Origin of the sequence: Salinicola sp. RZ23 (assembly GCF_003206675.1) — a bacterium.
GTDB classification, from domain to species: Bacteria; Pseudomonadota; Gammaproteobacteria; order Pseudomonadales; family Halomonadaceae; genus Salinicola; species Salinicola endophyticus.
On record NZ_PZJK01000018.1, the window covers coordinates 1 to 13,836 of the forward strand.

13 protein-coding genes are annotated in these 13,836 nt (G+C 66.2%); 6 read left to right on the top strand and 7 right to left on the bottom strand.

Translation table 11 applies throughout. The annotated features are described in order from the left end of the window. Both DOM67_RS17845 and pgm read right to left on the bottom strand, forming a co-directional pair. Positions 1-1,099 (bottom strand): cache domain-containing protein (locus DOM67_RS17845; RefSeq protein ID WP_198651859.1); only part of this gene is annotated, 1,099 nt, incomplete at its 3' end. Positions 1,100-1,287: 188 nt separating this feature from the next. Beyond that, complete coding sequence (gene pgm / locus DOM67_RS17850; protein WP_110678429.1) at positions 1,288-2,952, bottom strand: phosphoglucomutase (alpha-D-glucose-1,6-bisphosphate-dependent); 1,665 nt, start codon at positions 2,950-2,952, stop codon at positions 1,288-1,290. Positions 2,953-3,223: 271 nt separating this feature from the next. Here pgm and DOM67_RS17855 point away from each other — a divergent pair, with 271 nt between their 5' ends. Both DOM67_RS17855 and DOM67_RS17860 read left to right on the top strand, forming a co-directional pair. Continuing rightward, positions 3,224-4,564: a diguanylate cyclase gene (locus DOM67_RS17855; protein WP_198651860.1), complete on the top strand. Its 1,341-nt coding sequence runs from the start codon at positions 3,224-3,226 to the stop codon at positions 4,562-4,564. A gap of 173 nt (positions 4,565-4,737) precedes the next feature. Next, positions 4,738-5,589, top strand: coding sequence for a hypothetical protein (locus DOM67_RS17860; RefSeq protein WP_110678433.1), 852 nt, complete (start codon positions 4,738-4,740; stop codon positions 5,587-5,589). Between the two features lie 283 nt (positions 5,590-5,872). On the opposite strand, the gene DOM67_RS17865 is transcribed toward DOM67_RS17860, so the two are convergent. The 4 genes from DOM67_RS17865 to DOM67_RS17880 all read right to left on the bottom strand — a co-directional run bounded on the left by DOM67_RS17865 (position 5,873) and on the right by DOM67_RS17880 (position 9,289). Next, the gene (locus tag DOM67_RS17865) at positions 5,873-7,102 is read right to left on the bottom strand and encodes an MFS transporter (protein WP_110678435.1); all 1,230 of its coding nucleotides are present in this window, start codon (positions 7,100-7,102) and stop codon (positions 5,873-5,875) included. A gap of 227 nt (positions 7,103-7,329) precedes the next feature. Continuing rightward, complete coding sequence (locus DOM67_RS17870; RefSeq protein ID WP_110678437.1) at positions 7,330-7,647, bottom strand: antibiotic biosynthesis monooxygenase; 318 nt, start codon at positions 7,645-7,647, stop codon at positions 7,330-7,332. Positions 7,648-7,706: 59 nt separating this feature from the next. After that, a complete protein-coding gene (locus DOM67_RS17875; protein WP_232825318.1) occupies positions 7,707-8,717 on the bottom strand; it encodes a helix-turn-helix domain-containing protein in 1,011 nt (336 codons plus the stop codon). A 5-nt stretch (positions 8,718-8,722) separates the two neighbouring features. Continuing rightward, entirely contained in the window at positions 8,723-9,289 is a 567-nt protein-coding gene (locus tag DOM67_RS17880; RefSeq protein ID WP_110678439.1) for an isochorismatase family protein, read from the bottom strand. Positions 9,290-9,576: 287 nt separating this feature from the next. On the opposite strand from DOM67_RS17880, the gene DOM67_RS17885 reads away from it, so the two are divergent. The 3 genes from DOM67_RS17885 to DOM67_RS17895 all read left to right on the top strand — a co-directional run bounded on the left by DOM67_RS17885 (position 9,577) and on the right by DOM67_RS17895 (position 12,116). Further along, positions 9,577-9,852: a hypothetical protein gene (locus DOM67_RS17885; protein WP_110678442.1), complete on the top strand. Its 276-nt coding sequence runs from the start codon at positions 9,577-9,579 to the stop codon at positions 9,850-9,852. Between the two features lie 151 nt (positions 9,853-10,003). Then, positions 10,004-10,465: a YkvA family protein gene (locus DOM67_RS17890; RefSeq protein ID WP_110678444.1), complete on the top strand. Its 462-nt coding sequence runs from the start codon at positions 10,004-10,006 to the stop codon at positions 10,463-10,465. A 307-nt stretch (positions 10,466-10,772) separates the two neighbouring features. After that, entirely contained in the window at positions 10,773-12,116 is a 1,344-nt protein-coding gene (locus tag DOM67_RS17895; protein WP_110678446.1) for a nucleobase:cation symporter-2 family protein, read from the top strand. 21 nt (positions 12,117-12,137) lie between these two features. On the opposite strand, the gene DOM67_RS17900 is transcribed toward DOM67_RS17895, so the two are convergent. Next, entirely contained in the window at positions 12,138-13,007 is an 870-nt protein-coding gene (locus DOM67_RS17900; RefSeq protein WP_110678448.1) for a sulfite exporter TauE/SafE family protein, read from the bottom strand. A gap of 200 nt (positions 13,008-13,207) precedes the next feature. On the opposite strand from DOM67_RS17900, the gene DOM67_RS17905 reads away from it, so the two are divergent. Then, positions 13,208-13,789 (top strand): gamma-glutamylcyclotransferase, encoded by a 582-nt coding sequence (locus DOM67_RS17905; RefSeq protein WP_110678450.1) that lies wholly within the window; start codon positions 13,208-13,210, stop codon positions 13,787-13,789. Positions 13,790-13,836: the final 47 nt, after the last annotated feature.

The window sequence follows — 13,836 nt, forward strand, 5'->3', positions numbered from 1 at the left end:
GACCGGCGCCCACCGTGAGCATCGCCAGGGTGTCCTGATGGCGCTGGCCGGCGAGCTGCTGCTGCAGGTCGTTGATGCCGGCCATGGCCACGCTCTGGGGCAGGCGGATCAACACGATCCAGGGCTTGCCATCGGCCGCGCCGACATGGAACGGCCACGCCATCTCGATCTGGCCGCCTTCCTGACGCAGCTCAGGCTGGCCCTGGCGCGCCTGTTCGAGCAGCGCATTGACGTCGGCATCGAACACCTCGCTGGCTTTCTTGCCCACGGCCTTGGGGTCGTCGGTGTAGGCGGTGATCCCGCCACGCGGGGCGATCAGCGTCCAGTCGCCGGCACCGTCGTAAAGCGCACGGCTGGCGTCGTTGAGCAGCCCCTGGATGAAGTCGACCGAGAGATCGACCCCGGCGCTGCCGCGGAACTCACCATCGACCAGGATCGGCACGTTGAACGAGGTCACCATCAGCGTCTTGCCGTTATAGTCGTAAGGCGCGGGGTCGATGATGCAGGGTTTGCGGGTCTCCTTGGGGCAGAGATAGTACTCGCCCTCGCGTACCCCGCTCGGCATCACCTTGGTGCTGTCCAGGGTATCGCCCAGTGGCAGCACCGCGATCTTGCCGTCGGCGGTGCGATACCACCACGGCATGAAACGCCCATCCTTGCCATAGCCGGCATCTTCGCGCCCCTGATAGTAGGCGTCACTGCCGAAGGCGTTGGGCTCCCAGCCGATGAAGGCGTCGAGCAGGTCGGGATTGTCGACCACCGTCTGGCGCACCAGGTTGGAGAGTTCGTCGCGGCCCAGCGAGAGCCGCCGCCGGCCCTGATCGTCGACCGCGCCCATCAGCGCATTGGTGTTGGCGAGGGAGTGCGCCAGGGTCAGGGCGTGATCGAGACGCGCCTGGATACGCTCGGCCTCGCGTCCGGCCACCGCGTTCAGGCGCTCGCGAATGCTGGCGGTCAGCAACTCGTCGGTACGCGCGTCCACCAGCGCCTGCGAACGCGTGTTGGCGTAGACGGTGTAACCCACCAACGCCGCGACCACAAAGACAATGCACGCCCCCACCAGCAGCGTGACCAGCGTACGTATGGATTTGAAGTGCATGGTAGATCCCTGTCAGCGGATGGCGCTGCCGGAGGTGCGGCAACGAAGCGGAACAGGGGAGATATCGCCCGGGAAAGGGGCAACTTTAGTCTCAGTGAAACGACTGTCGCCGAGGTGTCGCCCGGCGTCGCCAGTCAGTGATCGGCAGGTATGACAGGGCGGTGGCGACGCCACCGCCCCATGCGAGCTCAGCCCGCCAGCACGGCGTCGACCAGCGCCTTGGCCTCTTGCTGGATACGCTGGAGATGCGCTTCGCCTTCGAAGCTCTCGGCGTAGATCTTGTAGACGTCCTCGGTGCCCGAGGGGCGTGCGGCGAACCAGCCCGCCTCGGTGACCACCTTGAGCCCGCCGATGGCCGCCCCGTTGCCCGGCGCCTCGGTCAGCTTGCGGATGATCGGATGACCGGCCAGCGTATCGGCGGTGACCTGCTCCGGCGACAGCTTGCCCAGCTTGGCCTTCTGCTCGCGGTTGGCCGGGGCATCGACGCGTTCATAGACCGGCGCGCCGTAACGCTCGGTCAGGGCCCGGTAGCGCTCGCCCGGGTCCTTGCCGGTGACGGCGGTGATCTCGGCGGCGAGCAGGCCCAGGATGATGCCATCCTTGTCGGTCGACCACGGCTGACCGTCCAGGGTCAGGAAAGAGGCCCCCGCGGACTCCTCGCCGCCAAACCCGAGACTGCCCTCGATCAGGCCATCGACGAACCACTTGAAGCCCACCGGCACCTCGGTGACCTCTCGCCCCAGCCCCTCGGCCACGCGATCGATCATCGACGACGATACCAGCGTCTTGCCGATGGCGGCCTTGTCGCCCCAGTGCGGACGATGGGTGAACAGGTACTCGATGGCCACGGCAAGATAGTGATTGGGGTTCAAAAGCCCAGTGGAGCGGGCCACGATGCCGTGGCGGTCGTGATCGGTATCACAGGCGAAGGAGACGTCGAAGCGATCCTTGTTCTCGATCAGCCCGGCCATGGCATGGGGCGAAGAGCAGTCCATGCGGATCTTGCCGTCCCAATCCATGCGCATGAAGCGGAAGGTGGGATCGACCGTGGTCGACAGCACCTCCAGCGGCAGGTCGTACTTCTCGGCGATACGCGGCCAGTAGTGCACCCCGGCGCCGCCCAGCGGATCGACCCCGAAGGTGAGCCCGGAGTCACGAATCGCGGCCATGTCGATGACCTTGTCGAGACCGCCGACATAGCTCTCGATATAGTCGAAGCGCTGGGTGGTCGGCGCCGCCAGCGCCTCGGCGTAGCTCACCCGCTGGACCTGGCGCAGGCCGTCGGCGAGGTGCTCGTTGGCCCGCTCCTGAATCCACTTGGTGACCCCGGTATCGGCCGGGCCGCCGTTGGTGGGGTTGTACTTGAAGCCGCCATCCACCGGCGGATTGTGCGACGGGGTGATGACGATGCCGTCGGCCAGGCCGTGGTGGCGCCCCTGGTTGTAGTTCAGGATGGCGTTGGAGATCGCCGGTGTCGGCGTGTAGCCGGGCTCGAAGCCGGTCGCCTCGCAGCCGGCGTCGATACGCACTGCCACCCGGTTGGCGGCGAGCACCTCGAGCGCCGACACCAGCGCCGGCTCGGAGAGTGCGTGGGTGTCCATGCCGATGAACAGCGGCCCATCGATGCCCTGGGACTCGCGGTACTCGCAGATCGCCTGGGTCGTGGCCAGGATGTGCCACTCGTTGAAGCTCCGCTTGAGCGACGAGCCGCGGTGGCCGGAGGTGCCGAACGCGACCTGCTGGGCCGGGTCATGGGCATCGGGACGCTCGCTGTAGTAGCGCGAGACCAGCCGCGGCAGATTGGCGAGGCTGTGCGGGTCCGGCAGGCGTCCTGCCCGGGGGTCGATACTCATCGTCGGTTCCTTTCGATGGCCTGGAATAGGGTCTGACACGCACACGCCGGCCAGATTCCCTATAGCAGACCACTGTCACCAGTCGACAAGCAAGACTCCCCGCGGCTCAGACAACTCCTCTACACTGCTTACCTACCCTGACGAGGGGAGAGTACGCTTCCGTTCGGCTCGCGCGCATCGCGTGTGGGTCGTCACCGGGGGCGGGGGTCACGTCGCTGGCTGGCCCGATGCCGCTCGGACCATGGGCGTGCCGGCTTTTGCGAGGGGTTGCATGGTTTATGCCGATTTGCTGCTGGACGCGATTTGCGTCGTCAGCGCTGAGGGGCGCTTCGTGTCGGTGAGCGCGGCGTGTGAGCGAATCTTTGGCTATACGCCGGAGGAGCTGGTCGGCATGCGTATGCTCGATCTGGTGCACGAGGAGGATCGCGAGCGGACCCGCGCCGCCGCCGAGCGAGTGATGCGCGGCGGCATCGAAACCCATTTCGAGAACCGCTACCGCCGCAAGGACGGCGGGATCGCGCATATCATGTGGACGGCGCGCTGGTCGGCAGCCGATGGGGTACGCATCGGCGTGGCCCGGGACGTGACGGCGCTCAAGCAGGCCGAGCAGCGCCAGGCGGCGGTCTATGCGATCTCGGAAGCGGCGCACCTGTCGGCCGATCTGACGGATCTGGCGGCACGTATCCACGCCATCATCAACACGCTCATGCCGGCGGAGAATTTCACGGTCGCGCTGCATGACGTCGAGCGCGACGAGCTGAGCTATCTCTACCATGTCGATGAGCGCGCCGCCCCGGGGGCATCGCCCCCCATGAGCGCCGATACCCTGTGTGGCCAGGTCATCCGCCATGGTCGTGAGCTGTTGCTGCCGGCCCAGACCGAGGCGCTGACGGCAGGCGCAGCGCGTGAGCTGCTGAACAGGGACGCCGCGCACTCCTGGCTGGGCGTACCGCTCAAGAGCGCCGACCGCACCATCGGCGCGCTGGTGGTGAAAAGCTATGACAACAGACAGTCCTACGACGAAGACGATCGCGAACTGCTGCAGTTCGTTTCCATCCAGGTGGCCCAGGCGATCGTGCGCAAGCGCCTGTTCCAGCGCCTGGAGTACATGGCCCGCTACGACGGGCTCACCGGCCTGGCCAACCGCGAAGCCTTCCACGAACGGCTGCGTGCAGCGCTGGTGTCGCCCGGCCCCACCCCGAACCGCCTGGCGTTGCTCTATCTCGACCTGGACGGTTTCAAGCGCATCAACGATACACACGGCCACGCGCTGGGCGATACGTTGCTCGAACTCGCTGCCCGGCGCCTGTGCCACGCTGTCCGCGAATCCAGCCTCGTGGCCCGCCTGGGAGGGGACGAGTTCGCCGTACTTCTCCAGAATCTGCATGCGCCAGCAGAGGCCGACAGCGTGGCGGCGAATCTGCGCCACGCGCTGCGCCAGCCATTCGACGTCTCGGGCCAGCGTCTACAGGTGGGCGTGAGCATCGGTGTCGCGGTCTATCCGCGGGATGGCACCAGCGCCGAGGCGTTGCTGCGCCGGGCCGATCAGGCCATGTATGCCGAAAAGCGAGCGTCACGCACGGCGCCGGACACCGACATCGACGCCAGTTGATCGGCCCGCGCTCGGGCGCTATATGCCAGAGCCGTGCGCGCAGCGCTGACACAAGAACGTCTCCACCGACAGCATGTCTGCCGCAGGGACGATATAATTCGCTGCACCGCGATACCGGCCCCTAACACACTCAGCCCGCCAACCCATGACACATATGATTAGAAGGATTCCCTATGGACGGTGGTGTCAACGTTCAGAGCGAACGAGAGATCACGGCTAATGAGCTGACTTATACGAAGCAGGTATTGGTGCTCAAACGCATCGAGCTTCACGCCTATGTCCTGATCGGCGCCGTTTTCCTCGCCATGGCCGGGATGCTGATACCGGTGCTGTTGTTCGGAGTATCGCGCGCGAGCATCTTAACGGTGCTGCTATTAGGCGTACCGCTCGTGGGTCTTTGTTTTTACGTCGGCCGGGGGATCGGTAGGCAGGGGCATAAGAAAAAGGCCGTACTCGACGACAAGGTGTGTTCGCTCAAAGGTCCCGTTACTTACGTCACCCATCACGTGGGCAACGCCAAAGGGGAAGAGTTCTTCATCGGAGATATCACGCTTCGACTGCCACCCGCAACATCACTGGTCATCTTCGTCGCCAATGAGCAAAACGGATATCGGGAAACCGAGTTGGACGTCGTTTTTATCGAAACGAGCTCGAAGCAGACACCGGACAGTGAAAGCAGCGTTACAAAAAAAGAAGCGATCGTGCTGTATCTCGAGGACTACATCGATATTGATACCGCACTCACCCGGCATGGGCAGCACTACTTCATTCGGGAGTGCCTGAGCATATTCGGGGTGACCGTTTTTTGTCTAGCCATCGGATTTTTGGGCTTTTTATATGCCTTTCCCAAAGAACGATTGCTGGAAACGAACCCGCTGCTCCTGCTACTGGCAGCGCTCACCGACATCGCGATCGTCGCGCTTGGCTGTTACCTCATAAAAAAGCTCTACGTAACCGTACGTCAGTGCATAAACCCATACTACAAGCCAAGCACATATTGCGAACGGCTTAGCGGTAAGCGCTAGGGGTTGGAGGCGACGGTGCTGCGGCCGCTATTGCTTGAGCGCTTGGCCCGGCATCAAGAAAACGTGCCGCACTTTGATGAACGTTGCCAAGCTTAGGTGCCAACGGATGCTCCCTCCCGCACCGGCATTCGCGAGCTTGCCACACTTGGTTGGGTGACCCAGGAACAGTAGACAGACTGTATGACACGGGTGAAAAGCCTTGAACCCAGCGCTTCACCGAACCCGGAAGTGCCGGGACATCTCGAACTGTTCCCGGCTATACCGAGATACCGCAGCGCCAGGCTCAGTCACAGGCCGAGCCCTGCGCACTGCACTCTGCGGTGGCGGACACCGGCCGCGTCTTCACCCCGGCCACCACCAGCGCCGCGCCGGCCAGCAGCAGGGTGCCGGCGGTGGCGCAGACGGCCAGCACGCCGCCGATGCCGAAGACCACGCCCCCCACGGCAGCGCCCAGGGCGATCGCCAGCTGGATAGAGGCGACGATCAAGCCACCTCCGCTCTCGGCTTCGTCCGGCACGACACGGGTGATCCAGGTCGACCAGGCCACCGGCACGGCGCCGAAGGCGAAGCCCCACAGCGCGACCATGAGGGCATCGGTCCCCATCGAGAAGCCGCCCAGCGTTGCCAGCAACCAGCCCAGCGAGCCCATGGCCAGAGGCATCAGCAGCAACGTCAGACGCAGGCTGCGCTCGATCAGATACCCCGCGGCCAAGGTGCCGACGAAGTTGGCCACCCCGAACGCCAGAAGGGTCGATGAGAGCGCATTGATCCCCATGTGCGAGACGCCCTCGAGGAACGGGCGAACATAGGTAAAGAAGGCGAAATGGCCGCAGAACACCAGCAGGATGGCGACGATGCCGACCATCATGCCCGGTCGTTTCATCACGCTGACCAGCGTGCCGAGCGGGGTAGGACGCTCCGGCGTCATGCGCGGCAAGGTGACGTACTGGAAGATCAGCGTCGCTACCGAGATCGCCGTCGCTAGCAGAAAGACGTTACGCCAGCCGAACAGATCGCCGAGATAGCTGCCCAGCGCCGCAGCACTGATGGTGGCGATGGGGACACCGGCGAACAGCAGCGATAGCGCCCGCGGCACGTCGTGCTCCGACACCAGCCGCATGACGGTAGCAGCGGAGAGCGCCCAGAATCCGCCCAGCGCGATGCCCAGCAGAACCCGGCCGAGCAGCAGCCAGGCCAGGCCGGGGGCGAACGCCACGACCAGGTTGGCGGCGATCATCAGCAGCGAGAATGCCAGCAGCACGTGGCGGCGATCGAGTCGCTGGGTCACCGCGGTCACCAGCAGACCGGAGAGCAGCGCAACCACCGCCGTCACCGTGACGGCCTGCCCCGCCTGGCCTTCGCTGATCGCCAGCGATTCGGCCATCGGCGTGAGCAGACTGGCGGGCAGAAACTCGGCCATCACCAGGCTGAACACACCCAGGGTCAGAGCAATGACCGCGAACCAGCGTGAGGGCGGCGCCGGCCGAGCGGCAGTGGGCAAGGGAGTCGACATGACGGCAGTCTCCAGGCATGACAGTGCAGAACGGCCGCGGTGGTCGATGACAGGGAGCGCGACCGCCCGAGAGTGCCGATAAGACTAAAGTATTAAGCGAAGGGCCACTATCGACGAAAATCCACAATGCTTGATCAAAAGTCCAAGAATCGGCCCATCGGTCGTCAAGATCCGCCTTCGCCGCCCTCACCTCCCCCAATCAGCGCCACCCTACGTCGCCCACGCCCTCAGTGATCGAACCCATAGTCGCGCTCGACCCGAGCGATACGCGTGCGATAGGCCGCATACCAGCGCTCCCGCCCCAGGCGCTGGGCTTCGCGGTGGTCGATGTCGCGCTTCCAGGCGCGGATCGCCTCGAGGTCGGCCCAGTAGGAGACGGTGATCCCTATCTCCTCCCGCGCCGACTCGACGCCGAGAAAGCCGGGCTGGTCCTGAGCCAGTGTCAGCATCTTATTCGCCATGGCGGCGTAACCTGCGCTGTCGTCGCGCATCAGCGAGGTGAAGATGACCGCGTAGTAGGGCGGTTCGGGCGTATCGGCAAGCATGACGTGGGCATCTCCAGGTGACTCTCATCGTCGGTCGCCGGCAACATCGCCGGCACGCATCATCGAGACTTGTACTGGGTCGGATCATCGAGGTGACCCACAGCGCCGCCGTGTTGGTGCGAGCGGCGCCAGGCTGCGGGAGAGCCACGCTCGAAGCGCTGCCATACCCGTCGCAGCTGTCGATCATCGCCGAATCCACTGCACTCGGCGATACGCGCCAGACTCCAGTCGGTCTCGCACATCAGCTGGCGCGCCTGCTGCAGGCGCAGACGCGCCAGATAGTCGCCCAGCGAGAGCCCGGTCAGGGCGCTGAAGCGTCGCCGCAGCTGGCGCTCGCCGAGGGTGGCGAGGCGTGCCATCTCCGCCAGCGTCCAGGGCCGGGCGAGATCGGCGGCGAGCGCATCCTGCAGACGGTGGATGCGTGTCTCGACGTGATTGCGCCCCTCCAGCCAGATGCCGAGCTGGGGCTCCTGCCCGCTGCGCCGCCAGTAGATCACCAGCTCCCGCGCCACCTGCTGGGCCAGGCGCTGCCCCTGATTGAGCGCCAGCCAGTGCAGCATGGTGTCGATACCGGTGGAGATCCCGGCGCTGGTGAGATAGCGGTCATCCTCGACGAAGATGCAGTCGCCGCGCACCCGGGCCAGCGGCGCCAGCCGGCGCAATTCGTCGAGCAGGCTGTGATGCGTGGTACAGCGGCGGCCATCGAGCAGCCCCGTCGCCGCCAGTAACAGCGCCCCGGAGCAGACCGCCATCAGGGTTCGGCAAGCGGGCGCCTGCTGCCGCAGCCAGTCACCGGCGTGGTGCTGCAGTGCGCTGTCGATCCGCGCCCGATACTGCCCCGGCACCACCAGCAGATCGAGCGCCAGCGGCGCCTCGGGCAGCGCTTCGATGCCCGTCAGGGCCAGCGGCCCCAGCCACGGCAGCGACGCCTGCGGGCCGAAGAAGCGCAGCTCCAGCGGTGCGCCCAACTGCGTGGCGCTGAGCAGCACCTGCAGCGGCCCGGCCAGGTCCAGCGGCACCTGGCCCGGCAGCATCAGTACCCCGACCCGCTGCGTCGCGCCCGCCGGCACCGCTTTCAAGCGACCGCTCTGGCGCCACGCCAGTCTGCAGCCAGCGTCTCGACATCGACGATGCGCGCGAACCGCCCCTCGAGCACCAGCTCGGTACGCGCGCGAATCTCGTCGGCGCTCCAGGTACGCCCGGCGCGGGTCATGGGAAAGGTCAGCGTCGCCTCGCTGACGAAATCGATCGCGAAGCCCAGGTCCGAGCCGACCCGCGCCGTGGTTTCACAGCACTGCTCGGTACGGATGCCGCTGATCGCCAGGCGTTCGATGCGATTGAGCCGTAGCCAGCGCTCCAGCCCGGTATCGCTGAAGGCGTTGTGCGCGGTCTTGTGGAAGGTGACGGCGGCGTCATCGTCGAAGCCGGCCAGCGGACTAATCAGGCCACTCGCAGGGTCGAAGGGTGTGGCACTGTCCGGCGCCTGGTGGAAGATACGCACCAGCGGCACGCCGGTCTCGCGGGCGAGATCGAGCAGACGGCGCTGGGCCGGGCGCCAGACCTCGGCGAGCGTCTCGTCCCAGTAGTCACGGGCGGGGAAGGAGGCCTGAACATCGATCAGCAGCAGAGCGGTGGCGAGCATGAAGAACTCCTCGAACAGGATAGGGCCGAAGTGGCCGGAGGATTCAGACTAGCGCCGCGTCCGTGCCGGCCACGAGGGCATCTGTGCTCCGATAGCGGACATTTTCGGACTTCTCGGCCGCAGGCGCCATGGGTGGCCGATACGCGCCGCCGGATCAGCGCCGATGAGACGCGAGTTGTGCCCTGCCCGCCCGACTTCTACGTTGTGTAGCGCGGGCGGCATCGCGACGCCGCTCGGCACGAAGCCACACACGGAAGTCACGCATCAGTAAAGAAAGAGAGAGCGCTATGGAAATCACACTGCACAACGACGGCATGGATGGCGACGAATTCCATCAGCTCGTCGCCGGAGAAACCGGCGAGACGCTGCGCCACGCAGCGAAGAACCAACTGGGCAGCGACAACCTCTCGGAAAATCAGGTCAAGGCGATCAAGACCGAGGGCGGCGACGCCTACGAGCAGCTGATCCGCCGCATGACCGAGCACGCCCTGGCGGTGGTCAAACTGCCCCAGGACACCCCGATACGGCTGTCGGTGGACTTTGCCGGCGGCGTCAAGGGCTGAGGCCGCGCCCGACGCTTGCGAGCTAGGCGCGGGCGGGTGCTGTTGGCTAAACTCACGCGGCTACCCCCGGTCTCAGAGGGTGTTTACGAATTCGGCGAGCGCAGACATTGTGTAGACACCCTCTCAGCGTCCGCGACGAGGAAACCCAGCCATGCCCCGCCTGCCCCGCTTCACCCGTACGCCGCCGGCAGCCGAACCCTCCACGCCGGCGGCGACCCAGGACACGCCCCCGCCCGTGACCGCCGCTGACGCCGTGGTCATCGAGCATGCCGAGGCCTATAGCGACACACGCTTCTGGCGCAAGCTGGCCCGTTTCGGTAGCCGTGCGGGACGCGGCGTGGCGCTCAAGTCGCTGCAGCTCTACTTCGTGCTCAAGCGCCCCGACGTCCCGACCTGGGCCAAATCGACCATCATCGGCGCCCTGGGCTACTTCATCTCGCCGCTGGACGCGATTCCCGATGTCATCGCCGGCGTCGGCTTCACCGACGATGCCAGCGTGCTGGCAGCGGCACTGGTCGCGGTCTCGATCTATATCGACGAAGAGGTCGAGCGCCAGGCGGCCGCGGTGCTGGCGCGCTGGTGGCCCGAGCCGTCCGAGTCACCGCCGGCCTGAGGGCCTGCTGCCGCCGGCTCTGGTCCTGCTAAGCGCCTGTCACAACCGCTAGACGACGTGGGCTCATCCGGCCGTCGGACCGTGACGAGGGCGCAGTGAACCCCTCCCTGGGCGCTACCTTTGCCATCCCTGGCAAAGGACCCTCGCTTTGCCCTGCCCCCGGCGCCCATCGTCAGAGGTTTGGGAAATGGACTCTAAATCGAAAGTCTACATCGGCCGGCAAAACCGCTAGATTGGAGCCGTGACGCGTGATGTCGTTGCTGCCCCCATCACGCCAACACCAACAACAATGCCGTCGGAGACCACGATGACCCAGGACAGCACCGCCCCCGCGCCCAGCCCCCGTAGCGCATCCGACCCGCAGGCTGCCAATGCCGAGCGCCTGCGCGATGTCGACTACCTGCCGCCGCTGCGCAAGGCGATACCGCTGGGCATCCAGCACGTGCTCGCCATGTTCGTCGCCAATGCCACCGTGCCGCTGGTGATCGCGGGGGCCGCCGGGCTCTCGGGGGCCGATACGGTGTTCCTGGTGCAGATGGCGATGTTTGTCGCCGGGGTCGCCACCCTGGTGCAGACGCTGGGGCTGGGGCCGGTCGGCGCGCGCCTGCCGATCGTCATGGGCACCAGCTTCGGCTTCGTGCCGGTGATGATCCCCATCGCGACGACCCAGGGCCTGCCCGCGGTGTTCGGCGGCGCGCTGGTGGGCGGCCTGGCGATGGCCACGGTGGGGCTGTTCTATCGCCGCCTGAGCCTATTCTTTCCGCCGGTGGTCTCGGGCACTTTCGTGCTGTTGATCGGCTTGCTGCTGCTGCCGGTGGGCTTCTCCTACGTCGGCGGGGGCTTCGGCGCGGCGGACTTCGGCGCGCCCCACCACCTGCTGCTGGCGGCGCTGGTGTTCGTGATCACCGTCGCCTTCCATCAGTTCGGGCGCGGTTTTCTCTCCGAGGCGGCGGTGCTGATCGGCATTCTGGTCGGCTGCGTGGCGGCGGCCCCCCTGGGCCTGCTCGACTTCTCGAGGGTGGGAGAGGCGGCCTGGTTCCAGCTGCCGATCCCGCTGCAGATGGGGATCACCTTCGACCCGACGGCGATGCTGGCGATCGCGCTGATGGCGGTGGTGACCTGTGCCGAGTCGATCGGCGACATCTCGGGGACGGCGATCGGCGGTGCCGAGCGCGAGGCCACGCCGCGCGAACTCTCCGGCGGGGTGATGGCGGATGGTCTGGCCAGCACCTTCGCCTCGCTGTTCGGCGGCTTCCCGCAGATCAGCTTCAGCCAGAACGTCGGGCTGGTGGCCTTTACCGGCGTCGCCAGCCGCTTCGTGGTGGCGATCGGTGGCGCCTTCCTGATCGTCGCCGGGCTGGTGCCCAAGCTCGGCGCGGTGGTCTCGGCGATTCCCGCCGCGGTGCTCGGCGGCGCCGTGGTCATCATGTTCGGCATGATCGCCAGCGCCGGGGTCAAGATGCTTTCCCACGCCACCTTCGACAAGCGCAACATGCTGATCGTCGGGGTATCGCTGGCGGTGGCGATCGGGCTGCCGGCGCAGAGCGGACTCTACGCCGCGGCACCGGCGCAGGTCGGCGTGCTGATCGAGTCTGGCCTGATCCCCGGCGCGATCGCCTCCATCGTGCTCAACCTGGTACTGCCGCGCTGAGACTGGCCCTGGCGCCGGCCCTCAGGTGAGGGCCGCCACGGAGGCCCGATGACGTCGCACCGCCATCGCCACCAGCGTGATCCAGCCCAGCACCAGCAGGCTCAGCGTCAGCGTGGCGGGCTCGCCGCTCACGCCCAGCGAGCCGAGCAGCGTACGTGCATTGACCACCACGATGGCCCCGCCGACGATCACCGCCAGCAGCCGCGCCGGCAGCAGCCGCACGATCCACGCCGCCAGCGGCGCCGCGGCGAGGCCACTCAGGGCGAATACCGCCACCCACTGCCAGTTGATGTCATCGAGCCCCAGCGCCAGCACGAAACCGAGCGTGCCGGCCACGGTGACGAAGAATTCACTGGTATCCACCGAGCCCACCACCTTGCGCGCCTCGATGCCGCGGTGTGCCAGCAGCACCGGGGTGGAGATCGGCCCCCAGCCGCCGCCACCGACGCTGTCGAAGAAACCGGCGACCAGCGACAGCGGAATCAGCTTGGCACGGGAGACGCCCCGGCGCGGCTGCCGCGACGCCAGATCGAACAGATAGCGGGCAATGATGTAGAGCCCCAGCAGCAAAAGACCGAGCGAGATCACCGGCTTGATCGCATCGCCGGGCACGTTGCTGAGAAAGCAGGCGCCGACGAAGGCACCGACACCGCCCGGCAGCATCATGGTCTTGACCAGGCGACGGTCGACGTTGCCGAAGCGCCAATGCGCGGTACCCGAAGCCGCCGTGGTCGCCACCTCGGCCATGTGGATCGAGGCCGAGGCAACCGCCGGGGTGACGCCGAGCGCCAGCAGCATCGATGACGAGGTGAGCCCATACCCCATGCCGATTGCCCCATCCACCAGTTGGGCGATGAAACCGGCGATGCCGAAGATGATCAGACGCTGCATACCGTTCTCCCGGGAAATGGTCGCGCTCACGCCATGGTGGAGTCGATTCGGTCATGACGCTTATACTTGAAACGACATAAGAAACGCGATCAATATAACGGAGCTCTCATCAGGCGCGACAATCTCGATTTCCGATAAGCATATCGAGCTCGCCGCTATGACGACGATGTCACTTCCCACTCACCCGACGAGACGGCGCCATGTCCTTCGATACCACCGCGTACAACCGCCAGATGACGCATTTCGACGGCCACGACTCGGTCTGGCTGTTCGGCTACGGCTCACTGATCTGGAAGGCGGACTTCGACTATCTGGAGCGCCGCCCGGCCGCGATCCATGGTTGGTCGCGGCGCTTCTGGCAGGGTTCCCACGATCACCGCGGTACGCCCGAGGCGCCCGGACGTGTGGTGACCCTGGTCGAGCAAGCGGACGCGGTCTGCCACGGCATGGCCTACCGCATCGCGCCCCGGGTCTTCGAGCCACTGGATATCCGCGAGAAGAATGGCTATCTGCGCGTGGTGACCCGCATGGATTTCATGGACGACGCCACGCCGCCCATGGCGGAGGGCGTGGTCTATCTCGCCGGCGCCGATAACGCCGCCTATCTGGGCCCGGCGCCGGAGGCCGAGATTGCGCGTCAGATCGCGGCCTCACACGGCCCCAGCGGGCCCAACCGCGACTATCTGCTCAATCTCGCCCAGGCCCTGCGCGAGCTGGGCTGGGACGACGCCCATGTGTTTGCCCTGGAGCGCGAGCTGCGCACCCTCGACACGGCCGTGTGAGACAGGAGACACCTGATACATGGCGCCGCAGGGGGCGCCGGAGGAGA